Here is a 25,948-nt window from a genome sequence, read left to right on the forward strand (position 1 = left end):
CTGCAATGCCGTCAGGCGATGCTTTCCACGCCGCCCATGTACGGCCGCAGGACGTCGGGCACCGTGATCGAGCCGTCGGCCTGCTGGTAGTTCTCCATCACCGCGACCAGGGCGCGACCGACCGCGACGCCGGAGCCGTTGAGCGTGTGCACCAGCTCCGGCTTGCCGGTCGCCGGATTGCGCCAGCGCGCCTGCATGCGGCGCGCCTGGAAGCTTTCGCAATTGGAGACCGAGGAGATCTCGCGATAGGTGTCCTGCGACGGCAGCCAGACTTCAAGGTCGAAGGTCTTGGAAGCGGCAAACCCCATGTCGCCCGAGCACAGCAGCATGCGGCGGTATGGCAGGCCGAGCTTCTCCAGCACCACTTCGGCGCAGCGGGTCATGCGCTCGTGCTCGGCGTCGGATTCCTCCGGACGGGCGATGCTGACCAACTCCACTTTCTCGAACTGGTGCTGGCGGATCATGCCGCGGGTATCGCGCCCGTAGGCACCGGCTTCGGCACGGAAACACATCGAGTGCGCGGTCATGCGCATCGGGAGCGCGGCATCGTCGAGGATCTCGTCGCGGACGATGTTGGTCAGCGGCACCTCGGAGGTCGGGATCAGGTAACGCTTGCTCTCGCCCACGGCGGTGGCGAACAGGTCGTCCTCGAATTTCGGCAGCTGGCCGGTGCCCAGCAGGCTTTCGGCGTTGACCAGCAACGGCACGCTGGTTTCCTGGTAGCCGTGCTCGCTGGTGTGCAGGTCGAGCATGAACTGCGCCAGCGCGCGGTGCAGGCGCGCGACCGGGCCACGCAGCACGGTGAAACGCGCGCCACTGAGCTTGGCGGCGGTGTCGCCATCGAGTCCGCCATGGGGAGCGCCCAGTTCGACGTGGTCCTTGACCTTGAAATCGAACGTGCGCGGCGTGCCCCAGCGGTGCTGCTCGACGTTGTCGTTCTCGTCCGCGCCGGCGGGCACCGAGGCCTGCGGCAGGTTCGGCAGGCCCAGCGCGATCGCGTCCAGCTCGGCCTTGATTGCCTCCAGCCGCGCTTCGCTGGCCTTGAGCTCATCGCCGAAGCTGGCGACCTCCGCCAGCAGCGATGTCGCATCCTCGCCTTTCGCCTTCGCCTGGCCGATCGCCTTGGAGCGCGTGTTGCGCAGGTTCTGCAGTTCCTGGGTACGGACCTGGATCTGCTTGCGCTCGCTCTCCAGCGTCTGCAGCACGTGGGCATCAAGATCATGGCCGCGGGTTTCACGCAGGCGGGCGGCCAGTTCGGCGGGCTGCTGACGCAGCAGGTTGGGATCAAGCATGGCGGGACCGGAGGGTGATCGAAGTCGCGATTATCGCGTGGATCGACTCACGATGGGCGCGCAATTGGCGAAGTGTTAACCACGTCCATGCACAATGCGGACTTCTCCGCAGCCGGATATGACATGCCCGCACCCTCGCCTGCTCCCCCTCCGCGCCGGTCCGCCATGTCCGACTGGCTGCCTTCGCGCGCGTGGCTCTGGATGCTGCTGGCGTTCGCCATCGGCGTGGCGCTGTTTGTACTGGTCTGGTCCCGCAGCCGCCAGCAGCACGACTTCTATCGCGTCGGCGAAGCACCGCCCACCTCCGCGGCAGCCGAGTACACCCCTTTGCCGGTTCCCTCGGGTGACCGCAGCGGCGGGACCCCGGGGCTGGATTCGCCATCGACGCCCGGGAACGAAAGTGGACGGGTCGAAGTCGAGCCACCGCGCGTGATTGAAACGGCGCCGCCGCCCGTGCCGGTTGCCGCGCCCGCCGCGCCTGCCCCGATGGTCGCGACCACCCAGCCGGTGCCGTTGGCCGGCAGGACGCCGGCCCCGAGCTATCCGGCGCGCGCATTGCGACGCGGCGAAAGCGGCACCGTGCTGGTCCAGGCCCACATCGGCCCCGACGGCGTGCCGACCTCGGTCACGGTGGCCAAGGGCAGCGGCTCGCGCCTGCTGGACCGCGCCGCCGTGGACGCGGTGCGCCGCTGGCGGTTCCAGCCGGCCTTGCAGGACGGCCGCCCGACCGTCGGCACGGTGAACGTGCCGATCGAGTTCACGCCGCAGCGTTAGACAGGGCCTGGGTGACGGCACTGGGTTCCCGCTTTCGCGGGAATGACGGGCCGATGCCCGAAACAAGCGTGGCGACGACGGGCCGAAGCCCGCCGCCGCCACCTGACCGGGGGTCAGCCGGACCTGATGGAGTCAGGTCAAAGGTTGCAACTCAGAAGTTGTAGCGCAGTGACACGTAGTAGTTGCGCGGCAGGCCGTAGTATGCGGTCTGGATGTTGCCGACGCTGGCGAACTCCTGGCCCTCGGTCTTGTAGCTCTCGTCGGTCAGGTTGCGCACGCCGGCCCGCACCTGCCAGCTGTACTGCGGGGAATCCCACACGCCGAACACGCCCAGCAGGGTGTACGCGCCCTGGCTCAGCACCTCGCGGTTGTCGACCGACAGCCAGGTCTTGCTGCGGTGGGACACATCGCCGCCCACGCCCAGGCTGCCGCTGTCGCCCAGGCTGAAGTTGTGCTGCAACGCGATCCGGGCGGTCGTCTCCGGCGAGAACGGCACGTGGTCGTGGCTCACGTTCAGGTCGAAGCCCGGGTAGCCCGGGTCGAGACGGAAGTCGTCGAACCGCTTGTACTTGGCATCCAGCCAGCCGACCTGCGCGCTCAGCACGGTGGCCTCGCCCAGCAGCGCGCTGCCTTCCAGCTCGATGCCCTTGATGTCCAGTTCGGCGGCGTTGAGCACCGGGAAGGTGCCGACGTCCTGCGACACGCGGGCCTGGAAGTCGCTGTAGTCGCTCTTGAACGCCGCCATGCTGCCACGCAAACGGCGGTCGGCGGAGCTGCCCTTCAGTCCGACCTCGTAGGTCCACACGTACTCGGGATCGAACACGGCGTGCTGGGTGTCGTAGACGCTGTTGGCGCGGCCGTTGAAGCCGCCGGACTTGAAGCCGCGGTTGGCCGAGACGTAGCCCATCAGGTTGTCGCTGAAGGCCTTCTGCAGGCTCACCGACGGCGTCGTCGCCGACCAGGTCTTGCTGCCGGTGAACGCGACGGTTTCATTCAGTGCCGGGAACGGCAGGAAGCCGCCATACAACGAGGTGGAATCCCAGAAGGTGCTCGTGCTGCGCTCGTAGTCCTTCTTGTCGCGGGTATGGCGCACGCCGGCGGCGAGGGTCCAGGTCGGCACGAACTCCCAGTTGACGTGGGCGAACGCGGCGGTGCTGGTGGTGGTCAGGTCGTCTTCGATCGTGCGCAGAAAATCCACCGGGACGCCGAAGTTGGCGAACAGGTCACCCGCATACGCCTCCTGGTAGGACGGCACCTTTTCCTTCATGTAGTACGCGCCGAAGGTGGCGTGGAGGTTGCTGCCGTTGTCGAACTGGAGCTGGAACTCCTGGCTGCTCTGCTTCTGGTCCAGCGCCACCAGCACGTCGCCCAGCTCGTACTGGGAGGCGTCGATATCGATGAACGAATGGGTCTTGAGCTTGCGATGCGAGCTGATGCTCTTGAACAGCCACTGGCTGTTGATGTCCCACTCCATCGACAGCGACGCACCGGAATGCTCCAGCTGCTGGCCATGGCCCGGCGGCAGGAACGAGGTCCGGGAGCGATGGTTCCAGTCGCCGGTCTCGCCCGGCTGCAGCACCACGGTCCCGGGGAGACCAATGAGCGGGTAACCCAGGTCGGTCTGGCGCAGCGGCGCCATCGGGCGGCCAAGGGTCGGGGCGACGTCCTGCTCGGTGTGGTCCAGGCTCAAGGTGGCGCGGAAATTGTCGACCGGTGCGAACGCGAGTTTGGCGCGCACCGCCTGGGTGTCGTCGTTGTTGAAGTGCCGGCCGGTCACGGCATCGCGCACGTAGCCGTCGTTGCGGATCGAGGCGGCGGCGATGCTGCCGGCGAGCGTGTCGCTGATCTTGCCGCTGTAGTAGACGCGCTGCTCGTTGCGGCCGTAGTCACCGAAGGTGGCTTCGAACGAACCGCCCTCGTTGTCGAACGGATTCTTGGTGGTCAGCTTGACCGCGCCGCCGGTGGAGTTCTTGCCGTACAGGGTGCCCTGCGGCCCGCGCAGCACTTCCACCTGCTGGATGTCGAACAGCGAGAACAGCGCGCCGTTGATGCGCGAGTAGTAGACGTCATCGACGTACATGCCAACGCCGGGGTCGAAGGTCTGCAGCGCGTCGGGCTGGCCGATGCCGCGGATGAACACGTTGACGCTGTTGGCCGAGCCACGGCCCTGGACGATGTTCATGTTCGGCACCGCGCCCTGCAGGCCGCTGACATCGCTGGCCTGGAGGTCGGCGAGTTCCTCCTCGCCAAACGCGCTGACCGCGACCGGCACGTCCTGGATCGACTCGGTGCGGCGACGCGCGGTCACCGTGACGGCGTCGAGGGTCTTGGCACGGCTGTCCTGCGCGGCGCTGCCCGGCGCGGTGGTGTCCTGCGCGGCGTTGTCCCGTGCCGTGCTCGCGGCGGACTCCTGCGCCCAGACACCCGGCGCGAGCAATGCGCAGACGATGGCGACACTCAACTGCTTGCGGTACATGCGACCTCTCCCCTTGATTCGATTGGCTTGCCGGAATTTTTCCCGTGGGGCGCGAGTCCTCGGCAACCCGGACCCATCCCACCATGCCGGCAAGACTAGAAGGCCCCGCCACCGGCGACAGCTGTACCTTCGGACAATGCCGCCGGCGTCCCCGTGCACCGAGACTCCACGGTCATCGAATGCGCAGGGGTTTGCATGGATTTCCTGATCGTCCTGGGCGCGCTGGCGTTCCTGATGTTCGTCGCCTACCGCGGCTACAGCGTGATCCTGTTCGCCCCGGTCGCGGCCTTGGGCGCGGTGCTGCTGAGCGATCCGAGCCTGGTCGCGCCGATGTTCACCGGGCTGTTCATGGACAAGATGGTCGGCTTCCTGAAGCTGTACTTCCCGGTGTTTTTGCTCGGGGCGATCTTCGGCAAGGTGATCGAGCTGTCAGGCTTTTCCAAATCGATCGTCGCTGCGACCATCCGCCTGTTCGGCGCCGGCCGGGCGATGCTGTCGATCGTGGTGGTGTGCGGACTGCTGACCTACGGCGGGGTGTCGCTGTTCGTGGTGGTGTTCGCGGTGTACCCGTTCGCAGCCGAACTGTTCCGCCAGAGCGACATCCCCAAGCGCCTGATCCCCGGCACCATCGCGCTGGGCGCGTTCACCTTCACCATGGACGCCCTGCCCGGCACGCCGCAGATCCAGAACATCATTCCGACCACCTTTTTCGGCACCAACACCTGGGCCGCGCCGTGGCTCGGCACGATCGGCGGCATCTTCATCCTTGTCGTCGGCGTGGCCTATCTGGACTGGCGTCGTCGCGTCGCACTCAAGGCCGGCGAGGGCTACGGCGACCCGGCCAAGCTGGTCAACGAGCCGGCGGAGTTCACCGGCGGTCGGCTGGCCAATCCGCTCATCGCGATCCTGCCGCTGGTGCTGGTCGGCGTGGCCAACAAACTGTTCACCGGCTGGATCCCGCAGATCTATGGCGAGAGCCATTCGTTCGTTCCCGCGGTCATCGGCAACGCCGCGCCGGTGGTGCAGAAGATCTCGTCGGTCACCGCGATCTGGGCCGTAGAAGGCGCGTTGCTGGTCGGCATCCTGACGGTGATCGCCTTTGCCTGGAAGCCGGTGATGACCAGCTTCGCCGCAGGTACCAAGGATGCGATCGGCGGCTCGCTGCTGGCCGCCATGAACACCGCGTCCGAGTACGGTTTCGGCGCCGTGATCGCCGCCCTGCCCGGTTTCCTGGTCGTCGCCAACGCGCTGGGCGCGATCCCCAATCCGCTGGTCAACGAAGCGATCACCGTCACCGCGCTGGCCGGCATCACCGGCTCCGCCTCGGGCGGCATGAGCATCGCGTTGGCCGCGATGTCCGAGACCTTCATCGCCAACGCCAACGCCGCCGGCATCCCGATGGAAGTGCTGCACCGGGTCGCCGCGATGGCCTCCGGCGGCATGGACACCCTGCCCCACAACGGCGCGGTCATCACCCTGCTGGCGGTGACCGGCCTGACCCATCGCCAGGCCTACAAGGACATCTTCGCGATCACGATCATCAAGACACTGGCAGTGATGGTGATCATCGGCGTGTTCTACGCGACCGGGATTGTCTGACCTGTCGGGATCGATCCCCACACCGCCGGCGCGATAGCCCGCATGCGATCAGCGCGGGCCGAGCACGGTCGTCAGGTCGGCCGGCTGCGGCATGCCGGAGCGGCGCTGCACGTTGCCGTCCTCATCCAGAAACAGGATGCCGGGCGTGCCCTGGAAACCCAGTTCCAGCATCAACAACTCGTTGGCGTTGAGATCGGCGCGCACCTTGGCCGACACGGTGGCCACCGGCTTGATGCCGCCATTGGCGAAGTTGCGCTCATTGCTTGTCAGGGCCTGCTCGGGCGAGCTGGCGGTGAGGATCGCGGCCGCCTTGTTCGCGCTGTCGGCCCGGATCACGCCGACCATCACATGCCGCAGCTGCACCTTGCCGGCGTCTACCCAGGGCCGCGCCGCCTCCCAGAAAAGGTTGCAATACGGGCAGTTGGGATCGCTGAAGGCGTAGACCGTACGCGGCGCGGTGGTCTTGCCGTCCTGCACCCAGGCGGCATCCTGCAATTTGCTCCAGGTGCGCTCCGACACCGGCTTGATCACCAGTTTGCGGATGGCGTCCGCACCGACATCGTTGCCTTGGGCGTCGAGCAGACTGCCCACCAACGCATGTTGACCGTCGCTGGTGAGATAGACCGATACCGGGTCGGTGCCGGCCAGTCCCGCGTAGCCGGTCAGGCCCGACGGCGCGTCGAACGTGCCGAGCACTTCGAGCCCCCGCGCCTCAAGCGCTTCGATCGGTGCGGGATGGTTGGTGGTCGTCGCGACCGGCTTGGCATTGCCCGTCGCCTGGGTCGCGGGCGTGGCGACCGGTTCCTTCGCGCCCGTGCACGCCGCCGACAACAGCAGTATCGGGGCGAGCAGCAGCCAGGGCTTGATCTTGCGTGCCATCACGGCACCTCCGGTGAAAGTGTGGGAGTGGATGCGGGCGACGAACCCAGGGCCTGCAGCTTCCGGGTCAGGCTCGCTTCGGACAACTCGCCCATGTGGGTGTCCACCAGTTTGCCGCTGCCATCAAAAAACAAGGTGGTCGGCAACCCGCGCGAGCCCACGCCATGCATCACCGAAGAGAACGGGTCCAGCAGGACATTGGCCAACGCCAGGCCTTCGCCACCCAGATAGTCGCGGATCAGATCCGGCCCTTCGCCCTGGTTGACGAACACGAAATTGACTCCTTCGTGGCGCTGCTGGGCGGCGGAGAGCACCGGCATCTCGCGCCGGCACGGCGGGCACCAGGTCGCCCACAGGTTGAGCACCATCGGACGGTCGGACATCGCCGACAACTGGACCGTTTCGCCATCGAGGGTGGTGAGGTCCATCGCCGGCAGCGACACGCGGGACTGCTGCATCAGCCACAGCGCCCCCGCCAGCCCGCCCCACACCGCCAGGCCCGCCATCGCGCCGACCGATACGGGCATCCGCAGCGCGGGAATCCTGCGGACTTTCCACGCGCCCCAACCCAGTCCGGCCAGCAGACCGGCCCAGACCGTGAAGCCGCCATCGCCGATCCGCACGATCGACCACGGATCGGCGAGGTACTCGGGCAGCCACTGCACGACAAAGGCCACGCGTGCGACCACCACGCCAATGAACAGCATGTCGACGAGCACCGCCCCCGCTGTCACTTCCGGCGCGGGAGCAGACGATGGTGAGGTCGTCGTGGCGATGGCGCCGGGACGCGGCCGGAACTGCCTTGCCACCAGCAGCGCGACCACGACGGCGAAGGCCAGCAACACGGCAGGCAACGGAAAAGGTCCAAGACTCAGCATCCGGCTACGGTATCGGATGACGATTGAGTCGCGGTTAACCAGGAGCACGAGGCCGTCGATAAACCCGGCGCATGGCTGGCATGCGCTGCCGGAACCGGGCGGGATTCAAGCCAGATTGCGGCAGACAAACCTTGTGGAACGGGCGCGGCACACGATTGCGGATGCAACCCCACCGGGCGCAACAGCCGTCAATCCAGCTTGCCGACCTCCTCGCCCAGCGCGTTGCCTTGCGGGGTGACCAGGTACCACTCGCCCCACTCGTCGTCGCGCTCATGCCCCAGCGTGGTGCCGGGCTGTGTGTCGCCGACGTAGTGATACAGCGGGTGGCCGTTGTAGGTGACCTGCTGGGAGCCGTCGGCGCGCTCGATGGTGCCAAGCAGAACCGGCGCGAGGTTGCCGCTGACGGTCGGCCCGCCGGTCGGCGGGAACAGCGGCGCCCACTGGCGCAGGCAGGCGTCGATGCACTTGCTGCCATCGGTATCGCCTTCCAGCAGATAGACCGCGCGACGGCGATCGTCGGCGACATAGTCGGCAGGCCCGCCGACCGACATCACCGTCAGGCTGCCGGCGGCATCCGCCGCATCGGTCACCAGGGTGCCGCCCTCGCCCACGACCGACGGCGTTTCGCCGGTTGCGGCCGCGGGCGGTGAGTCGCCCAGCGAGTTGCCTTCGCCGGGCTTGTCGCAACCGGCCAGACCGGCTGCCAGCACCACGCCCAACAAGGCGGCCATCGCGCCCGAACCGGCGCGGGCCGAATCCGTCCTGCATGGAGTCGTCATCGTGTCTCCTTGTGCGGACCTTGCCCGCCCTGCAACCGGCACACTGCGGTCGTTGCGTTGATTGATAGGCGGGCCGGCGTTAAGACGCGGTCGACACCCAGTGACCGCCGATGATCACCAGCGCCCCGGCCAGGATCAGCCCGCCGCCAAGCAGGTCCAGCATTCCGGGCCGCACGCCGTCCACCGCCCACAGCCACGCCAGCGCGGTGGCGACATACACCCCGCCATACGCCGCATACACCCGGCCCGAGGCCGCGGGATGCAAGGTCAGCAGCCACGCGAACGCCGCCAGCGCCAGCGCCGCCGGTACCAGCAGCCACGCCGCGCCGTCCGGCTTGCGCCACATCAGCATCAGCCAGCAACCGACGATCTCGGCGATCGCGGTCAGGACAAACAGGCCGAGGGCTTGCAGGAGCGGCATCGGGTGATTTCTCGAAAAGGAAAGACGGTTATTCGGTTGCGGTGGCCGGGGTTTTGCGCCGACGCGGCTTGGCCGGTTTGGCGACGGGCAGCAGCGAGGTCAGCTGCTGGTAGCGCTCGAACAGGAACGCCACGCGCTCGGCGTCGCTGTCGAACCGGCGCTTGCCGTAGGCCGCGTCCACCGCGCGGTCGAGCGCCTGGTGCGCCTTGACCAGCGCGGGCGGCATCGTGGTCGGGTCGTAGAGGTCGGCCAGCGTGCTGTCGGGAAACGCGGCGCGGGCGTCGAGCACGGCCTGGGCGGCGGCTTCGATGGCTTCACGCTGCTTGTCGCTCGGGGATTCGGGCCAGGGGAAGTTGTTGTAGACGATGCCGGCGGAGTAGCGGTAGCGGCTTTCGAGACGACCGCAGGTGTACCGCACCCACGCCATATGCATGGCGGACTCGAAAACGCCAAAAGCGTAGAGAGATGGATCGGCGATCAGCAGATTCGCGTCGCCACAGATCACGTTCGGCTCCACCTGAGCGATAGGAATAACCTTGCGATCCTCACCCGTGTGCCGGGGCACGATCAAATAGGTACTGGTGGGCTGGCGAATCTCGCCAAACAGAGAAGGAAAGGCGGCCAAGTCTCGGGTCGTCTTGCGCTTGCTGGCAGCGCGGTACTCCCGCACGCGCTCGATCCGCGCAGCGACCTTTGGCAGCCGAGACAGTTCGGCTGGAGAAATATCGGGCAGCCAAAGACACCAGCGCTTGGTGTCGTAGAGCAGCTCATCGACTTGCATGAACGGACGAATCAATACTTGTGCGCCCGGCTCTTCCATGACCAGGTCACGCATCTGCTCATCGGACAACAGCAAGTTGCCGTCATCGTTGGCCATACTCCCGAAAGAGATGGCGGGTGTGGTTGCCTGCAATGGCTTCGAACGCTTCTTCAAAAGGACTTCAACAGCATCGGCGAGATAGGCGTTGATGCGGCTCGCCTCAGTCACGGATGGCTCGCCATCAGGCTTGGCATAGTCAAACAACAGCTTGGGTCCGGCATTCGCTTGGGCAGAGAATCCGATAATCACGCAATGCACTGCGGCCTTTCCCTTTGCCTCGTTACTCCATTTGAATGAGCGATGGGCGAATTGGATATGCATCCCGCGGCGATACAGCTCACTCCAAAGGATGCCGACTTGCTCGCCTTGTGCAATCGAACTCGTGGAGACGAATGCACATCGGATGTTCGATGGAGCATCGTCGCGCTCGCCATCGCCGTCTGGCCCTTGAGGCGAAATGAAGTCAGCAGCCTTGAGGTACCAAGCGGCTACAAAGTCCAAGACTCCTGCACCTTTCACCCCTGAGAACAGCCGGCCCATTTCATCTTTCTGGTCAGCACTCTGATTCTGCTTCCCGATAAACGGCGGATTCCCCAGGATGTAATCCAGCTCCGCCGCCGGCACCACGTCGTTCCAGTCGATCCGCAGCGCATTGCCGTGCACGATCGTCGCCGACTTCTTCAAAGGCAGCCGCTCGAACGGGTTGCCGAACATCTCGCTCACGCGCAGGTTGACCTGGTGATCGACCAGCCACAGCGCCAGTTGCGCGATCTGGGCCGGGAACTCCTCGATCTCGATGCCGTAGAACTGGTCGACGTTGCACTTGATCAGCAGGCGCGGGTCGGTGACCTGGCCGGCCTCCTGGTCCTTCTGGTACAGCGCCTCGATGACGTCCAGCTCCAGCAGCCGCAGCTCGCGGTAGGCGATGACGAGGAAGTTGCCGCAGCCGCAGGCCGGGTCGAGGAACTTGAGGGCGGCGATCTTCTCGTGGAACTCGTGCAGCTTCGGCCGGCTGGCCTTGAGCTTGTCGAACTCCGCGCGCAGGCCGTCGAGGAACAGCGGCCCGATCAGCTTGAGGATGTTCTTCTCGCTGGTGTAGTGCGCGCCGAGGTTGCGCCGCGCCTTGGCGTCCATGATCGACTGGAACAGCGCGCCGAAGATCGCCGGGCTGATCTCGCCCCAGTACAGGCCGGCGGCGTCGAGCAGCCGCTCGCGCATGCGCGTGTTGAACGCGGCCGGCGACAGGCGCTCCTCGAACAGCTTGCCGTTGACGTAGGGGAAGCCGGACAGCTGCGCGTCCAGGCCCTTCTGGCGGTGCTCCGGGGCGGTGTTGAGCACGTCGAACAAGGTCGCCAGCGCGCCGCCCAGGTCGCTGCCGTCCTCGGACGTGCGCTGCTCGATGTAGTCCTGGAAGCGCCGGCGCGGCTCGAAGATGCCGGTGTCCTCGGCGAACAGGCAGAACAGCAGTCGCACCAGCAGGACCTCCAGCTTGTGGCCGGTGTAGCCGTCCTCGGCGAGCGCGTCGTGCAGCCGGCCCATGCGCTCGGCGGCCTTGATGTTGACCGGGTCCTGGTCCTTGAAGGCGCGGCTCTGGTAACCGGCGACGAAGCCGAACAGGCGGATGTGGCGGTGCAGTTCCTTCAGCGCGAAGGCGTGCTCTTCACCGGTTTCCAGGTCATGCAGTCGGAAACGCGCGAAGTCCGAGACCAGCACGTAGCGCGGCAGGTCGCGGTCCTTGAGGCCGGGAAAGTAGTCGCGGGCCTGGCCGTAGGCGCGATCGAGATCCTTGCCGCGCGATTTGTGCTCGACCAGCAGGATGCCCTTCCACAGCAGGTCGATGAAGCCGCCGGAGCCGTCCTCGCGCTTGATCGGCACCTCGAAGCTGGCGATGCGGCGGCGGTGCACACCGAACACCTCGAAGAATGCATCCCAGAAGGACTTGGCCTCGGCATCCTCGGACGCCTCCCCTTCCCACTCCTTGGAAAAGGCGATGGCACGGGTCTTGATCTCGTTCCAGCTCAGCGGCATTGCGGCTCCCCCTTGATGAGCCAGAGGATACGTTGCCGCCGAGACGGCGTCCGGGACAAGACGACAAAGAAGAACCCGGCCCCCGGCGATGCTCTGCTGCGGCGCGCTCTCCCACCCCGTGCCGAACCCTCATCCGCCCTTCGGGCACCTTCTCCCGCCGGCGGGAGAAGGAAAATCCGGTCGAACCTCGCCGTTGACCGGGAAAAAGAAAGGACGCCTGATGGCGCCCTTTCGGATACTCCTGAAGCCGGATCGATTACATCGTCGAAGCCGTGGACGCGGTGGTCTTCGGTCCGGCGTAATCAACCACCAGCGCCACGCGGCGGTTGTCCTGTCCGGCATCGCCGGTCGCGCCGGGGCGTACCTGGCGATTCTTGTCCTCGCCGTAGCTGACCGCGCGAACCTGCCCGGTGGGCAGGCCGGCAGTGACCAGGTAGTCGCGCACGGCATCGGCGCGGCGCTGGCCCAGGCGCTTGTTGAGTGCGGTCGAGCCGGACGGGTCGGCGAAACCTTCCACGGTGATCAGCGCGTCGCTGTGGCTGCTGCTGATCGCGCGGGCGAAGTCAAATTCCGTCACCCGTTTTGCTGCGGCAAACCGTGACCGGCGACCTTGCAAAGCACGACCTCGGGAAATTCGGCGGGACAATTTTCCGCGCTTGGCATCACTGCGGATCAATCGCTTCCAGCGCCTGGGCAACCGTGGCGGCGCGGACCGGCCGCACCACCCGCGCGACTTCCACGCCGTCGCGCAGGAACACCAGCGTCGGCCAGAGTTTGATGTGGAAGGAGCGCCCCAGGCGGCGGCCGGGGCCGTCCTCGATCTTGAGGTGGCGCACGCCGGGATGGTCGGCGAACGCGGCGGAGATCAGCGGTTGGGCATTGGTGCAATGGCTGCACCAGGAGGTGCCGAACTCGATGACGCTGGCACCGGGCATGGCGTCGATCTCGGCGCGGGCGGGCGCGGTGGCGGTGTAATCGTGTTGCATGGCCATGGGGGGCTCCGATATGGGCGGCTCCGGTGTGGGGTGGCTCCGTGTGGGGTGACGGCGGGCGGACCGTCCCGCCAGTTGCCAGCTGCGCGACCCGCAACGGAGCCTTGCAGGTGGCATCGGCGGACGGCTATTCCCGCACGCGCTCGATCACGCCGCAGGCAATCGGCAACGTGACGTGGGCCGGGATCGGCCCGAGCGAGGCGACCGTCGTCGGCAGCTTCGCGTCGGTGACCACGCCGTGGATGAAGACCACACGGCGGTCGAGGTCGGGTGTCTGTCCGGCGAACGCCTTGGCGAAGGCCGCGTTGAGGGCGGGCATCGACACGGTCTGCTCATAGCTGAAGGTGCCATCGGGACGGGCATGCGGATATTGCCCGTGGGCGATGTCCATTGCGGCCGGGTCGGTGTCGAACGGCACCATCGTGGTGCCGGCGGCCGCTTCGGTTTCGATCAGGTCGATGATGCCGTCGCTGTTCACATCGGCCCTGGCGGTGGGACAGGCGGCCGCCCGGTCGTCGGCGAACCCGTGGAAATGCTGCCAATGCTCGATGCCCGGCGGCAGGCCCTTGGCGTCGATGCGGACCAGCAGGTCATCGCCATCGACGACGAACGCGGCCGTCGCCGTCGCGTCCCGGCCGGTCACGTTGCGATTCATGGGGTGCAGGGTTGCCATGTAGTGCGGGTTGGCGGCCAGGGTGTCCCGCGCGGCACCGGAGGCATCGGCGTGCATCCGGTCATGCATGCATGCGGGCAACAGGCAGGCGGCGACGGTGAGGGAAAGCGCGGTGAAGAGGGTCGAGTTCATGTCCAGCTCCGTTCGGTGGTGGTGGACCCGCGTTCGACGGAGTCCGGAAAGTCGCGTGGATGCCGCGCGGCGCGTCCAGCGCGGCTCGCGTCGGGCCGGGGCGGATCGCTACTGGCGCGGTGGCTCCTTCATGCGGGCCAGCATCGGTTCCACCAGGTCCATCGGCAGCGGAAAGACGATCGTCGAGCTCTTGTCGCCGGCGATCTCGGTCAGGGTCTGCAGGTAGCGCAGCTGGATCGCGCGCGGGTCGGCACTCAGCAACTTGGCAGCCTCGACCAGTTTTTCGGCGGCCTGCTGCTCGCCTTCGGCGTGGATGACCTTGGCCCGGCGCACGCGCTCGGCCTCGGCCTGGCGGGCGATCGCGCGGACCATGGTCTCGTTGATGTCCACGTGCTTGATCTCGACGTTGGCGACCTTGATGCCCCAGGCGTCGGTCTGGCTGTCGAGGATCGTGCGCACGTCGTGGTTGAGCTTGTCGCGCTCGGCCAGCAGCTCGTCCAGCTCGTGCTGGCCGAGCACGGAACGCAGCGTGGTCTGGGCGAGCTGGCTGGTGGCCTCGTAGAAATGCTCGACGGCGATGATCGCCTTTTCCGGATCGACCACGCGGAAGTACACCACCGCGTTGACCTGCACGGAGACGTTGTCGCGGGTGATCAGGTCCTGCGACGGCACGTCCATGACGATGGTGCGCAGGTCGACGCGGACCATCTGCTGGATGACCGGGATCAGCAGGATCAGGCCGGGGCCCTTGACCTTCCAGAACCGGCCGAGCTGGAACACCACGCCGCGCTCGTACTCGCGCAGGATCTTGATCGCGCTGAAGAACAGCAGCGCCACGATGATCAGCGCCGGGGAAAGAAACAGCAGGTTCATGGCCGTGCTCCGGTATCGCGCAGGCGCCCGCCAGACCGCATATCAGGCGGCGCCTCCACGGGGGTGACATGCAGGACCAGCCCGACCAGGGCGAGCACCTGCACGGGTTGTCCACTCAGCACCGGCACGCTCGACTGCGCCTGCCAGACCTCGCCGCGGATGCGCACATGGCCGTGGCCGCTGAAATCCTCCAGTGCGACAGCGCGGTGGCCGACCATCTCGTCGGCGCCGGTGGTGACCGGCCGGTTGCGTGCCCGCGCGGCGAGCCAGATGACGCCCATGAAGCCCAGCGCGCTGGTGACGCCGATGCCCAGGATCAGCTGGCCGGGGACACCGAAGCCGGGCACATCGGTATCGAACAGGATCAGCGAGCCGACGATCAGCGCGACCAGCCCGCCGATGCCGAGCACGCCGAAACTGGGCATGGTGAATTCCATCGCCATCAGCACCACGCCGAGCACGATCAGGGCCACGCCGGCGTAGTTCACCGGCAACACCTGCAGGGCATACAGCGCCAGCAGCAGGCAGATCGCGCCGAACACGCCGGGCAGGACCGCGCCGGGGTTGTAGCCTTCCAGCAGCAAGCCGTACATGCCCGCCAGCAGCAGCATGTAGGCGACCGACGGGTTGGTCAGCACGGCCAGCAGCTTGAACCGCCAGTCGGGCTCCACGCTGGTCACCGGCCGGCCCCGGGTCGCCAGCGTCACGTCGCCGTCGCGCAGCCGGACGGTGCGGCCATCGGCCTGCGCCAGCAGGCTGTCGATATCGTCGGCGACGATCTCCACCACGTTCTGCTGCAGCGCCTGCTCGGCGGTCAGCGTGGCGGCATTGCGGACCGCCTGCTCGGCGAACTCGACATTGCGACCGCGCAGCTCGGCGAGGCTTCGCAGGTAGGCGACCGAGTCGTTGACGACCTTGTGGGTCATGGCATCGTCGACGGGTGGCGAGGGGGTGTCATCCGTTGAAGGCTTGTTGGACGGCTCGCGCCCGGCCGCCGGCTTGTCGCCTTCACCCCCCGGAGCCACCGTCGGCGGGGTCGCTCCCGGCCCGATGCCCCCCATCTGCACCGGTGTCGCCGCCCCCATCGACGTCGCCGGCGCCATTGCCGCGAGATGGCAGGCATACAGGATGTAGGTGCCGGCACTGGCGGCGCGTGCACCCTGTGGCGCGACCCAGCCGATCACCGGCACTTTCGACGCCAGGATCGCCTGGTTGATGTCGCGGGTCGCCGCATCCAGCCCGCCGGGCGTGTCGATGCGCAGCACCACCGCCGCGGCCTGGCGGTCGGCGGCCTGCTCAAGCCCGCGCGCCAGATAGTCCCGCGTGGCCGGGCCGATACCGCCCTGGATGTCGAGCAGCACCACGCTGCCCGATGACGGGAGTGTTGGCGTGGGCGCGGCCGGAAGCGCGGGCGAAAACGCCAGCATTGCCGCGAGCAACCAGGCGGGGACGTTCATGTTCATTGGCGACGCGGCCGGAATGTGAACCGGCCGCCGATACCCGCCAGTTAATACGCCCGCCCGTTAAGAAAACGGGACGACACCGCCGTGACCCAGCCGCGCAGGAGGCCGGAAGGGCGCAATAAGCAAAGCGCATTGCGCCGGATGGCTCACGTAATCTCGAACGTATCTCCGTCCAGCATCGCCGGGAAATGCTCGCGATGCGCCCTCAGTCCGGCCGACAACAAAGTCGTGGTGGTGACCATTTCCGAGTCGGTGCATTCGCTCAGCGCATCGCCTAAGTAGTCGATCACCGAGCTGTCACCCGCATACGACAGGTTGTTGCCGTCGATGCCCACGCGGTTGACGCCGGCGACATAGCACAGGTTCTCGATCGCGCGGGCGCGCAACAGGGTTTTCCACGCGTGGGCACGGGCGGCCGGCCAGTTGGCGACGTACAGCGCGAGGTCGTAATCCGGCTGGCCGGCGCGCTCGACATCGAACCGGTTGCGCGAGAACACCGGGAAACGCAGGTCGTAGCAGACCAGCGGGCAGATCCGCCAACCCTTCCACTCCACCGTGATCCGGTCGCGGCCGGCGGCGTAGCGCTTGTGCTCGTCGGCATAGCGGAACAGGTGGCGCTTGTCGTAGTGGTGCAGCTCGCCGTCGGGCTTGGCGAACAGCATCCGGTTGACCACCCGGTCGCCGTCGCGGATCTGCACGCTGCCGGTCACCGCAGCGTCCAGGCGGGCGGCCTGCTCGCGGAGCCAGGCCACCGTCTCGCCGTCCATCGTCTCGGCATCGGTGATGGCCTCGTTGGAGAAGCCGCTGGTGAAGGTTTCCGGCAGCACCACCAGATCGGTCAGGCCGCGCAGCGAGGACATCAACCCGCCGTAATAGTCACGGTTGCCGGCCGGATCGTGCCAGAGGGTCGCGCCCTGGATCAGGGAAATACGAAGGTTGCTCATGGTTCACCAACAGGTTGGGAGGAATCTCTTTGCAGAACCGGTGCCTCGGAATACCCCGGCGGGAGGCCGGGCGTATCGCAACAAAACCGGCGAGGGGTTACAACTTCCGCAGGCGCTCGATGGCGGCGTCGCGGGTCGCCTCGCTCTTGGCGAAACACAGCCGGACGAGGCGCTGGCCCTTCGGCGGCGTGCCGTAGAACGGCGACAGCGGGATCGCGGCCACGCCGTGTTCCACCGCCAGCCAGCGGCAGAATTCGGCGTCGTCCAGATCGCTGACGGCGGAGTAGTCGACCAGCTGGAAGTACCCGCCCGGCACCGGCAGCGGCTTGAAGCGGGTGGTCAGCAACTGCTCCTGGAAGCGGTCGCGCATGGGCTGGTAGAACGCACCCAGCTCCAGGTAGTGCTCCGGCTCGTCGCGGATCATCTCGGCGAAGGCGTACTGCGCGGGGGCGAAGGTGCAGAAGGTGTTGTACTGGTGCACCTTGCGGAACTCGGCGCTCAGCGCCGGCGGCGCGACGCAGTAGCCGACCTTCCAGCCGGTGCAGTGGTAGGTCTTGCCGAAACTGGAAATCACGAAGGCGCGTTCGCGCAGCTCCGGGTAACGCAACACCGACTCGTGACGCGCCCCATCGAACACGATGTGCTCGTACACCTCGTCCGACAGCAGCAGGATGTCGGTACCGCGCAGCAGGGCGGTCAGCTGTGCGATGTCGTCGGCACCGAGCGTCGCGCCGGACGGGTTGTGCGGGCTGTTGATCATCAGCATCCGCGTCTTCGGCGTGATCGCCCGGCGGATCAGATCCCAGTCCGGCGCGAAGGTCTGCGGGTCCAGCGGCACGTGCACGGCGACACCGCCCGCCAGCTCGATCGCCGGCTCGTAACAGTCGTAGCACGGGTCGAGCACGATCACTTCCTCACCCGGTCGCACCACCGCATGCACGGCATCGAAAATCGCCTCGCTGCCACCGGAGGTGACGGTGATCTCCGCATCGACGTCGGGGCGGTAGCCGTAGCAGCGCTCGGTTTTCGCCGCGATCGCCTCGCGCAATGCCGGAATGCCGCTCATCGGCGCGTACTGGTTATGACCGTCGCGCATCGCCTTCGCCAGCGCATCCACCAGTCGAGCCGGCGCGTCGAAATCGGGAAAGCCCTGGCCCAGGTTGACCGCGCCGTGCTCGGCGGCCAGCTGCGACATCACGGTGAAGATCGTGGTGCCGACCTTGGGCAACTTGGTCTGCAGGGGGATGGGCGATTGCGCGGTGCGGGCGGATGTCATCGGGAGTCGGCCGGAAGCTGGGGAGTCCGTGAGTCTACGAAATACCGCTCACCCGCGAGCGCCCCCGGCGAAGCCATCCTCGTGAAGCTGCCCTGCAGGTGTTTGAAAAGAAACGCAAAACCCGACCGGCGGACTTGCACGCCGCCCCCGTCCGCCAGACACTTCAACGCATGCGCGAGCTCACCGTCGTCAACGCCGTCGAACTGGCCGCCGCCTACGCCGCCGCCCGCTATGCCGCGGTGCTGGATGGCGACACCCTGCTGCTGCAGGTCGGCCAGCCCGCGACCGATCTGGAGGCGTACTGGCCGGCCGAGCGCTACGTGTTCATCACCGCCTGGAACCCCGCCTCGGAACCGCGTTCGGACACCGCCAATGCGGCCGCCGATGCCCTGCTGCTGGCGCAGATCGACCGCTACCGTGCCGCGCGCCTGCCGGCCTGGGCGGAAAGTCCGGACGGACAGTGGCGTGAGCCCGGCTGGCTGCTGGCCGACCTCGATGGCGACACCAGCGATCGGCTGGCGATCGAATTCGGCCAGGCCGCGATACTGGCCTGGCGACGGGGCGAGCCGGTCCGGCTGCGGATGCTGATGGAGCCTTCCTCCGACGCAGACGACGACTCCAACGCTGCCTGCATCGACTGGATGGGGAGTCGATGACATCCAGGCTGATGAAGAGGCGCGCCGACGCGTAACATGGGCGTTTCGTGTCCTGTTGGCCCACGCGCCTGCCGATGACTCCTGACGACCGATCCACCCCGCCCCTGCTGGCCGCCCGCGGACTGAGCTTTGCGCGCAATGACGAGCCCGTGTTCGGCCCGCTCGATTTTTCCGTTGATGCCGGCGAGGCCCTGCTGGTGCAAGGCGGCAATGGCGCGGGCAAGACCACCTTGTTGAGGGTGCTGGCGGGCCTGTTGCGGGCCGATGGCGGCGAGGTCGATATCGACGGCCAGCGCGCGCATGCCGCACGACGCGCACGCGCCATCGCCTACATGGGCCACCTGCCCGGCTTCAAGGCCGATCTGGGGGCGCTGGAAAACCTGGATTTCCTGTGCGGCCTGCAGGGCCGGCGACGCAATCAGATCCCGGTCAATGCGCTGGCCATCGTCGGCCTGGCCGGTTACGAGGACGCCCTGGCGCGGCAGCTTTCCGCCGGGCAGAAGAAACGCCTTTCGCTGGCGCGGCTGTGGCTGTCGCCGGCGCCGCTGTGGCTGCTCGACGAGCCGTACGCGAACCTCGATCTGGAAGGCATCGAACTGGTCAACCGGATGATCCAGGCCCACCTGCGCAGCGGCGGTGCCGCGCTGGTGACGACCCACGGTGCTTACGCCGCACCGCCGGTGCGGACCCGGATGCTGGCTCTGGCGGCTGCGGGCATGACCAGTACGGATGGAGCGGGTGTGGAGGCATCGGCATGAGCGCCGCCCTGCCCGGCCTGATCGGTTCGGCCAAGGCCCTGCTGTTGCGCGACCTGCGATTGCTGTGGCGCCGCCGCGGCGATGCGTTGCAGCCGGCTCTGTTCGCGCTGCTGGTCGTGGTGCTGTTCGCATTGGCGCTGGGCGGCGAGGCCGACACCCTGGCAAAGGTCGCCGCCGCCGTGCTGTGGGTCGCCGTGCTGCTGGCCGGCCTGCTCTCGCTGGACACCCTGTTCCGTGGCGATGCCGAGGACGGCTCGCTGGAGCAGTGGATGCTGGCGCCGGTGCCGCTGGGCTGGCTGGTCGGGGTCCGCACGTTCATGCACTGGGCAACCACCGCCCTGCCCCTGCTGATCGCGACGCCGTTCCTGGCCGAGTTGATGCACCTGCCGCGCGGGCAGTTTCCGGTGCTGATGGCCTCGCTGGCACTGGGCACACCGCTGCTCAGCCTGCTCGGTGCGGTGGTCGCCGCGCTGACCGTGGGGATGCGTCGCTCCGGTATACTTGTCGCGCTGCTCGCGCTGCCCCTGTATGTGCCCGTACTGGTGTTCGGTGCCGGCAGCGTGGCCGCATCGGCCCAGGGACTGGATCCGATCGGCGCGCTGCTGCTGCTGGGTGCCGGGCTGGTCGTTGCGCTGGTATTGGCGCCCTTGGCGGCAGCGGCGGCGATCCGGATTGCTCTGAATTGAGGCGTATGAATCCCATCGTCCTGTGGTTCCACAAACTGGGCTCCCCACCCCATTTCGATCGTTTCGCCGCCCGCTGGGCTCCCTGGGCTTACGCCCTGGGCCTGGCCGTCATGGCCTGGGGCATGTACGGCGCCCTGTTCGTGGTGCCGGCCGACTACCAGCAAGGCGACAGCTTCCGCATCCTGTACATCCACGTGCCCAGCGCCTGGATGAGCCTGGCGGTATTCGGGCTGATGGCGTTCTACGCGGCGATCGCGTTGATCTGGCGGATCAAGCTGTGCGAGATCCTCGCGATGGCCTGCGCGCCGATCGGCGCCGGCTTCACCCTGATCACCCTGCTGACCGGTGCAATCTGGGGCAAGCCGATGTGGGGCACCTGGTGGGACTGGGACCCGCGCCTGACCACCGAGCTGATCCTGCTGTTCCTCTACCTGGGCGTGATCGGCCTGTACAACGCGATCGACGACCGCCGCGCCGCCGCCCGCGCGGCCGGCCTGCTGGCCATCGTCGGCGTGGTGCTGCTGCCGATCATCCGGTACTCGGTGGTGTGGTGGAACTCGCTGCACCAGGGCCAGACGATCCGCCTGCTGGGCGAGTCGACGATGGACCCGAGCATGGTCCAGCCACTGATCTGGATGCTGGTGGGGACCAAGCTGTGGTTCATCGGCGCGCTGCTCGTGCGCGCCCGCGCCGACAACCTGCGGCGCGAATCGGGCAAGGTCTGGGTCACGGCGCTGGCGACGGGCAAGGCCGGCGCACGGAGTGACGCGTCGTGAGCTACCTCAACTACGTGATCGCCGGCTACGCCATCTTCGTGCTGGTGCTGGGGTGGGAGTTCTTCGCCAGCCGCCTGCAGATCGGTCGTGAACTGCGCAACGCCCGCCGTCGTGCCGCCCGCCAATCCTCACGGCCTGGAACCGGGACTCCCGGCAGCCCGGCCGCCAATACGCCCGAGGGCACGACTGGGACCACGTCGGAAACCCAGCCACCCCATTCCAACGAGTTGACCCGATGAATCCGATTCGACGCCGCCGCCTGATCTGGGTCCTGGCCCTGGTGGTCGCCGCTGCCATCGCCGCCACTCTGGTAGCCATGGCCCTGCAGCGCAACGTGGCCTATCTGTACACCCCCAACGAAGTCCTCAGTGGCGAGGCCGGGCCCGACGTCGCCTCCGGACAGGCCCGCTTCCGGCTGGGCGGGATGGTCGCGGCCGACTCGCTGCAGCGTACGGAAGGGTCGCTGGAGTCCCGCTTCACCGTCACCGACGGCGACGCCGTGATGCCCGTGGTCTACACCGGCATCCTTCCGGACCTGTTCCGCGAGAACCAGGCGGTCATCGCGACCGGTCGCATGGACGGCAGCCGCTTCGTCGCCGAGGAAGTGCTGGCCAAGCACGACGAGACCTACATGCCCAAGGAAGTCGCCGACAAGATGGGCGCCGCGCACCAGAAGCACGACGTGGATGAGCGCGCCACCGATGCAGCGTCCACGGACGCGCCGGCGGCGGGCCGATAACGATGCTGCCCGAACTCGGCCAGATCGCCCTGATCCTCGCCCTGCTGGTCGCCATGCTGCAGGCGGTCCTGCCGATGGCGGGCGCGCACCGCAACATCGGCGCCTGGATGGCGGTCGCCCGGCCGGCCGCCTACGCCCAACTGGCGCTGGTCGGGTTCGCCTTCGTGGTGCTCACCCTGGGCTTCGTCAGCCAGGACTTCTCGTTGCGCTACGTCGCCGAGAACTCCAACTCGCTGCTGCCGGTCGGCTACCGCTATACCGCCGTCTGGGGCGCGCACGAAGGCTCGCTGCTGCTATGGGCGGCGGTGCTGGCGCTGTGGACGGGCGCCGTCGCGCACTTCTCGCAGCGCCTGCCGATGCCGGTGATCGCGCGCGTGCTGGGGGTCATGGGCATCGTCAGCATCGGCTTCCTGGCGTTCCTGATCTTCACCAGCAATCCGTTCGAGCGCCTGTTGCCGGCGGCCATCGAAGGCCGCGACCTCAACCCGCTGCTGCAGGACCCGGGGATGATCATCCACCCGCCGATGCTGTACATCGGCTACGTGGGCTTCTCGGTGCCGTTCGCCTTCGCCATCGCCGCGTTGCTGGACGGCAAGGTCGATACGCGCTGGCTGCGCTGGACGCGGCCGTGGACCAACATCGCCTGGGCGTTCCTCACCCTCGGCATCGCGCTGGGCAGCTGGTGGGCGTATTACGAGCTGGGCTGGGGCGGCTGGTGGTTCTGGGATCCGGTCGAAAACGCGAGCTTCATGCCGTGGCTGGCAGGTGCAGCGCTGCTGCACTCGCAGGCGGTCACCGAGAAACGCGGCAGTTTCCGTGGCTGGACCCTGCTGCTGGCCATCGCGACCTTCTCGTTGTCGCTGCTGGGCACCTTCCTGGTGCGCTCGGGCGTGCTGACCAGCGTGCACGCGTTCGCCGCCGATCCGGCGCGCGGCCTGTTCATCCTGATCTTCCTGGGCATCGTGATCGGCGGCTCGCTGGTGCTGTACGCGCTGCGGTCGCCGGGCGAGGCCGATGGCAAGCCATTCGCCGCGTACTCGCGCGAGACCCTGCTGCTGGCCAACAACCTGCTGCTGTCGACCGCCTGCGCGATGGTCCTGCTGGGCACCTTGTACCCGCTGCTGGCCGATGCGCTGGAGCTGGGCAAGATCTCGGTCGGGCCGCCCTATTTCGCGTTGCTGTTCACCCTGCTGATGGCGCCGCTGGTGTTGCTGCTGCCACTCGGCCCGCTGACCCGCTGGCAGCGCGACCAGGCTTCGCGGCCGCTGGCGATGCTGCTGCCGTGGGCCGGCGTGGCGCTGGTCGCCGCGGTCATCGCGTTCTTCCTCGCCCCGCAAGGCGCCTGGAAGGTGGCCGCCGGCGTGTTCGGCGCGGTCTGGGTCGGCCTGGGCACCCTGCGTTTTGTGTGGACGCGGTTCAAGGGCACCGGCACCCGCCTCACCGCCGAGATGTTGGGCATGACCCTCGCCCACCTGGGGGTGGCGGTCTTTCTGGTCGGCGCCCTGCTGGTGGAAGGCCTGCAGCAGCAGCACGAAGTCGCGGTGAAGCCCGGGCAGACGATCGAGCTGGGCGACTACTCGTTCCGTTTCGACGGCGTGGCGATGCGCCAGGGCCCGAACTACCAGGCCAGCTACGGCACCGTGCAGGTGTTCGCCGACGGCAAGCCGCTGACCGTGCTGCATCCCGAGAAGCGCGCGTATGCCAGCGGAGGCCAGGTCATGACCGAGGCCGCCATCATCAGCGGTGTCACCCGTGACCTGTACGTCGCCGTCGGCGAGTCGCTCGGCGGCGATGCCTGGGCGTTGCGGGTGCAGATCAAGCCGTTCGTGCGCTGGGTCTGGGCCGGCGCGATCCTGATGATGCTCGGGGGGCTGGTGACCGCGACCGACAAGCGTTTCCGTCGCACGCCCGCATCGCCTGCCGGGCCGGAGACCGCCCGATGAGTCCCGCTGCCAAAAACTCGCGAAGCACGCTCGCACGCTGGCTGCCGCTGGTGGGCTTCGGCCTGCTCGCCGCTCTGCTGCTGGCCGGCGTGATGCTGAGCCGCAACCAGGATCGCGAAGCCCTCCCCTCGCCGCTGATCGGCAAACCGGCACCGGCTTTCGAGCTGCCGGTACTGCACGAGCCGGGCCGGCTGGTCTCTTCGCAGGAACTGCTTGGCCAGCCCTACCTGATGAACGTCTGGGGCAGCTGGTGCCCGGAATGCCGCATCGAGCATCCCGTCCTGACCCGGTTCGCCGAGACCAAGCGCGTGCGCGTGATCGGCTACAACCTCAAGGACGAGCATGCCGACGCATTGCGATGGCTGGAGCAGTTCGGCAATTCCTACTGGCTGGTGCTGACCGACTACAGCGGCGACAAGGCGCTGGACTGGGGTATCTACGGCGCGCCGGAAACCTTCCTGGTCGATGGCAAGGGCATCGTGCGCTGGAAGCATGTGGGCGCGCTCAGCCAGCAGATCATCGACGACGAAGTGCTGCCGATGCTGAGCCGGATCGAGGCAGGCCAATGAACGCCGAGCGGACGAACACGGGACGGATCAAGCGCACTCTCTGGCTGCTCGTGCTGGCCGCATTGCTGCTGCCGGGTATCGCGTTCGCGCAGGCGACCAGGGACCCGGCGCCGTTGCAGTTCACCGACCAGGCCGAGGCCGACCGCTTCCACGCGCTCACCGCGGAACTGCGCTGCGTGAAATGCCAGAACCAGTCGCTGGCCGATTCCAACGCCGCCATCGCGCAGGACCTGCGGCACGAAGTGCTGACGCTGATGCGGCAGGACAAGACCGACGCGGAGGTCAAGCATTACCTGGTCGCGCGTTACGGCGAGTTCGTGCTGTACCGCCCACAGGTCGACCCCAAGACCTGGTTGCTGTGGTTCGGCCCCGGGCTGGTGCTGCTGGTCGGTGGGCTGGTGGTGGTCAACATCGTGCGCAAACGCAGCGCCGGCCAATCATCCATCAGCCACCAGAAAAACACCCCAGACGAAAACACCCCAGACGAAGACCAGGAGTGGTGATGTCCGCGTTCGTGATTGCCGGCGTGGTGCTGGCCCTGCTGGCACTGGGCTACGTGCTGCAGCCGATCTGGCGCACCAGGCCCGTGCTGGGCGCAAGCCTGATCGTCCTGCTCGGTGTCACTTCCGGCCTGCTCTATACCGTGGTCGGCACGCCGCGTGCACTCGACCCGGCCCAGCGCGCCGTGCCGGAAACCCTCGCCGATGCGATCACCCAGCTGAAGGCCGAGCTGGAGCGCGACCCCAACCAGGTCGAAGGCTGGCGTTTGCTGGCCCGCGCCTACGTCGCGCAGAACAAGCTGACCGACGCCGGCAACGCTTTTGATCGCGCACTGAAGCTCGCGCCCGACGACGCCGACATCCTGACCGAAGCCGCCGAGGCCCGCGCGCTGGCCGCCGAAGGCCGCCGCTTCGACGAGGAAGCCGTATCGATGCTGCGTCATGCGCTGGACCAGCAGCCCGACCATCAGCGCGCCCGCTGGTTCCTCGGCATCGCCCAGCGCCAGGCCGGGCAACCGGCGGAGGCCGTCAAGACCTGGGAGCCGCTGCTGGGCCAGGTCGACCCGGCCACCGTCGCCAGCCTGCGCTCACAGATCAACGCCGCCCGCGCCGACGCCGGACTGGAACCGTTGCCGGAAGAGATCGCGGCCGTATCCCCGGTCACGATCACCGTCAGCGTGTCGCTCGACCCGGCGCTGGCGATGCAGTACCCCGATGGCGCCAGCGTGTTCGTGATCGCCCGCCAGGCCGATGGCGCGCCGATGCCGGTCGCGGTCGAAAAACTGCAGGCGGCGCGGTTCCCGCTCACTGTCACCCTGGACGACAGTGACAGCCTGATGCCGACCATGAAGTTGTCGCAGCTCGACAAGATCCAGCTCAGCGCGCGGGTGTCCGCCAGTGGCGATGCCAGCGCACAGCCCGGTGATTTCGAATCCGCACCGGTGCTCGTCGATGCCGCACCCGAGGTCGCTGCCGCGCTGCTGATCGACCGCATCGTCAAGTAGTCGCAGGACGCCAGCCGG

General features: G+C 67.5%; 26 protein-coding genes. 12 read left to right on the plus strand and 14 right to left on the minus strand.

Annotated elements, in window-relative coordinates:
- Nucleotides 1–11: 11 nt before the first annotated feature.
- Nucleotides 12–1,292 carry a serine--tRNA ligase gene (gene serS, locus N792_RS07095; RefSeq protein WP_036193772.1) on the minus strand — a complete coding sequence of 427 codons (1,281 nt, stop codon included), beginning with the start codon at nucleotides 1,290–1,292 and terminating at the stop codon, nucleotides 12–14.
- A gap of 165 nt (nucleotides 1,293–1,457) precedes the next feature.
- Here serS and N792_RS07100 point away from each other — a divergent pair, with 165 nt between their 5' ends.
- On the plus strand, nucleotides 1,458–2,066 hold the full coding sequence (locus N792_RS07100; protein WP_052103623.1) for an energy transducer TonB: 609 nt from the start codon (nucleotides 1,458–1,460) through the stop codon (nucleotides 2,064–2,066).
- Nucleotides 2,067–2,217: 151 nt separating this feature from the next.
- On the opposite strand, the gene N792_RS07105 is transcribed toward N792_RS07100, so the two are convergent.
- Nucleotides 2,218–4,542, minus strand: coding sequence for a TonB-dependent receptor (locus N792_RS07105; RefSeq protein WP_052103625.1), 2,325 nt, complete (start codon nucleotides 4,540–4,542; stop codon nucleotides 2,218–2,220).
- A gap of 195 nt (nucleotides 4,543–4,737) precedes the next feature.
- Between N792_RS07105 and N792_RS07110 the strand changes: the two genes are divergently transcribed.
- On the plus strand, nucleotides 4,738–6,141 hold the full coding sequence (locus tag N792_RS07110; protein WP_036193774.1) for a GntP family permease: 1,404 nt from the start codon (nucleotides 4,738–4,740) through the stop codon (nucleotides 6,139–6,141).
- Between the two features lie 48 nt (nucleotides 6,142–6,189).
- Here N792_RS07110 and dsbG read toward each other — a convergent pair whose 3' ends face one another.
- The 12 genes from dsbG to N792_RS07170 all read right to left on the minus strand — a co-directional run bounded on the left by dsbG (nucleotide 6,190) and on the right by N792_RS07170 (nucleotide 18,269).
- Nucleotides 6,190–7,020 (minus strand): thiol:disulfide interchange protein DsbG, encoded by an 831-nt coding sequence (dsbG, locus tag N792_RS07115; protein WP_425478855.1) that lies wholly within the window; start codon nucleotides 7,018–7,020, stop codon nucleotides 6,190–6,192.
- Nucleotides 7,020–7,865, minus strand: a complete 846-nt coding sequence (locus N792_RS07120) for a TlpA disulfide reductase family protein (RefSeq protein ID WP_224743947.1) — start codon at nucleotides 7,863–7,865, stop codon at nucleotides 7,020–7,022. The genes dsbG and N792_RS07120 overlap by 1 nt, the downstream gene beginning before the upstream one ends.
- A 221-nt stretch (nucleotides 7,866–8,086) precedes the next feature.
- Nucleotides 8,087–8,677, minus strand: coding sequence for a COG4315 family predicted lipoprotein (locus N792_RS07125; protein WP_198025575.1), 591 nt, complete (start codon nucleotides 8,675–8,677; stop codon nucleotides 8,087–8,089).
- Nucleotides 8,678–8,756: 79 nt separating this feature from the next.
- Nucleotides 8,757–9,089, minus strand: a complete 333-nt coding sequence (locus N792_RS07130) for a YnfA family protein (protein WP_198025581.1) — start codon at nucleotides 9,087–9,089, stop codon at nucleotides 8,757–8,759.
- Nucleotides 9,090–9,126: 37 nt separating this feature from the next.
- On the minus strand, nucleotides 9,127–11,946 hold the full coding sequence (locus N792_RS07135) for a class I SAM-dependent DNA methyltransferase (RefSeq protein WP_036193782.1): 2,820 nt from the start codon (nucleotides 11,944–11,946) through the stop codon (nucleotides 9,127–9,129).
- A gap of 256 nt (nucleotides 11,947–12,202) precedes the next feature.
- A complete protein-coding gene (locus N792_RS07140) occupies nucleotides 12,203–12,523 on the minus strand; it encodes an OmpA family protein (protein ID WP_052103630.1) in 321 nt (106 codons plus the stop codon).
- Nucleotides 12,524–12,608: 85 nt separating this feature from the next.
- Nucleotides 12,609–12,938 carry a thioredoxin family protein gene (locus N792_RS07145; protein ID WP_036193784.1) on the minus strand — a complete coding sequence of 110 codons (330 nt, stop codon included), beginning with the start codon at nucleotides 12,936–12,938 and terminating at the stop codon, nucleotides 12,609–12,611.
- Nucleotides 12,939–13,065: 127 nt separating this feature from the next.
- Nucleotides 13,066–13,743 (minus strand): hypothetical protein, encoded by a 678-nt coding sequence (locus N792_RS07150; RefSeq protein ID WP_156969331.1) that lies wholly within the window; start codon nucleotides 13,741–13,743, stop codon nucleotides 13,066–13,068.
- A 108-nt stretch (nucleotides 13,744–13,851) separates the two neighbouring features.
- Nucleotides 13,852–14,616 carry a slipin family protein gene (locus N792_RS07155; RefSeq protein ID WP_036193788.1) on the minus strand — a complete coding sequence of 255 codons (765 nt, stop codon included), beginning with the start codon at nucleotides 14,614–14,616 and terminating at the stop codon, nucleotides 13,852–13,854.
- Entirely contained in the window at nucleotides 14,613–16,073 is a 1,461-nt protein-coding gene (locus N792_RS07160; protein ID WP_084105582.1) for an NfeD family protein, read from the minus strand. The genes N792_RS07155 and N792_RS07160 overlap by 4 nt, the downstream gene beginning before the upstream one ends.
- Nucleotides 16,074–16,225: 152 nt before the next feature.
- Nucleotides 16,226–17,023, minus strand: coding sequence for an amidohydrolase (locus N792_RS07165; RefSeq protein WP_036193789.1), 798 nt, complete (start codon nucleotides 17,021–17,023; stop codon nucleotides 16,226–16,228).
- 97 nt (nucleotides 17,024–17,120) lie between these two features.
- Nucleotides 17,121–18,269, minus strand: a complete 1,149-nt coding sequence (locus N792_RS07170; protein ID WP_036193976.1) for a pyridoxal phosphate-dependent aminotransferase — start codon at nucleotides 18,267–18,269, stop codon at nucleotides 17,121–17,123.
- Nucleotides 18,270–18,469: 200 nt separating this feature from the next.
- Here N792_RS07170 and N792_RS07175 point away from each other — a divergent pair, with 200 nt between their 5' ends.
- From N792_RS07175 to N792_RS07220, 10 genes are all read left to right on the plus strand, one after another.
- Entirely contained in the window at nucleotides 18,470–18,955 is a 486-nt protein-coding gene (locus tag N792_RS07175) for a DUF3293 domain-containing protein (RefSeq protein ID WP_036193791.1), read from the plus strand.
- 74 nt (nucleotides 18,956–19,029) lie between these two features.
- Complete coding sequence (ccmA, locus tag N792_RS07180; RefSeq protein WP_052103636.1) at nucleotides 19,030–19,713, plus strand: heme ABC exporter ATP-binding protein CcmA; 684 nt, start codon at nucleotides 19,030–19,032, stop codon at nucleotides 19,711–19,713.
- Nucleotides 19,710–20,399 carry a heme exporter protein CcmB gene (ccmB, locus tag N792_RS07185; RefSeq protein ID WP_036193793.1) on the plus strand — a complete coding sequence of 230 codons (690 nt, stop codon included), beginning with the start codon at nucleotides 19,710–19,712 and terminating at the stop codon, nucleotides 20,397–20,399. The genes ccmA and ccmB overlap by 4 nt, the downstream gene beginning before the upstream one ends.
- A 5-nt stretch (nucleotides 20,400–20,404) precedes the next feature.
- Nucleotides 20,405–21,175: a heme ABC transporter permease CcmC gene (gene ccmC / locus N792_RS07190; protein WP_036193795.1), complete on the plus strand. Its 771-nt coding sequence runs from the start codon at nucleotides 20,405–20,407 to the stop codon at nucleotides 21,173–21,175.
- Entirely contained in the window at nucleotides 21,172–21,414 is a 243-nt protein-coding gene (gene ccmD, locus N792_RS14355) for a heme exporter protein CcmD (protein WP_036193796.1), read from the plus strand. The genes ccmC and ccmD overlap by 4 nt, the downstream gene beginning before the upstream one ends.
- Complete coding sequence (gene ccmE / locus N792_RS07200) at nucleotides 21,411–21,914, plus strand: cytochrome c maturation protein CcmE (RefSeq protein WP_052103638.1); 504 nt, start codon at nucleotides 21,411–21,413, stop codon at nucleotides 21,912–21,914. The genes ccmD and ccmE overlap by 4 nt, the downstream gene beginning before the upstream one ends.
- A 2-nt stretch (nucleotides 21,915–21,916) precedes the next feature.
- On the plus strand, nucleotides 21,917–23,857 hold the full coding sequence (locus N792_RS07205) for a heme lyase CcmF/NrfE family subunit (RefSeq protein ID WP_036193797.1): 1,941 nt from the start codon (nucleotides 21,917–21,919) through the stop codon (nucleotides 23,855–23,857).
- A gap of 92 nt (nucleotides 23,858–23,949) precedes the next feature.
- Nucleotides 23,950–24,426: a DsbE family thiol:disulfide interchange protein gene (locus tag N792_RS07210; protein WP_232219999.1), complete on the plus strand. Its 477-nt coding sequence runs from the start codon at nucleotides 23,950–23,952 to the stop codon at nucleotides 24,424–24,426.
- Entirely contained in the window at nucleotides 24,423–24,929 is a 507-nt protein-coding gene (locus N792_RS07215; protein WP_052103643.1) for a cytochrome c-type biogenesis protein, read from the plus strand. The genes N792_RS07210 and N792_RS07215 overlap by 4 nt, the downstream gene beginning before the upstream one ends.
- Nucleotides 24,929–25,930 (plus strand): tetratricopeptide repeat protein, encoded by a 1,002-nt coding sequence (locus tag N792_RS07220; RefSeq protein ID WP_036193799.1) that lies wholly within the window; start codon nucleotides 24,929–24,931, stop codon nucleotides 25,928–25,930. The genes N792_RS07215 and N792_RS07220 overlap by 1 nt, the downstream gene beginning before the upstream one ends.
- Nucleotides 25,931–25,948: the final 18 nt, after the last annotated feature.

Origin of the sequence: Lysobacter concretionis Ko07 = DSM 16239, from assembly GCF_000768345.1 — a bacterium.
GTDB classification, from domain to species: domain Bacteria; phylum Pseudomonadota; class Gammaproteobacteria; order Xanthomonadales; family Xanthomonadaceae; genus Novilysobacter; species Novilysobacter concretionis.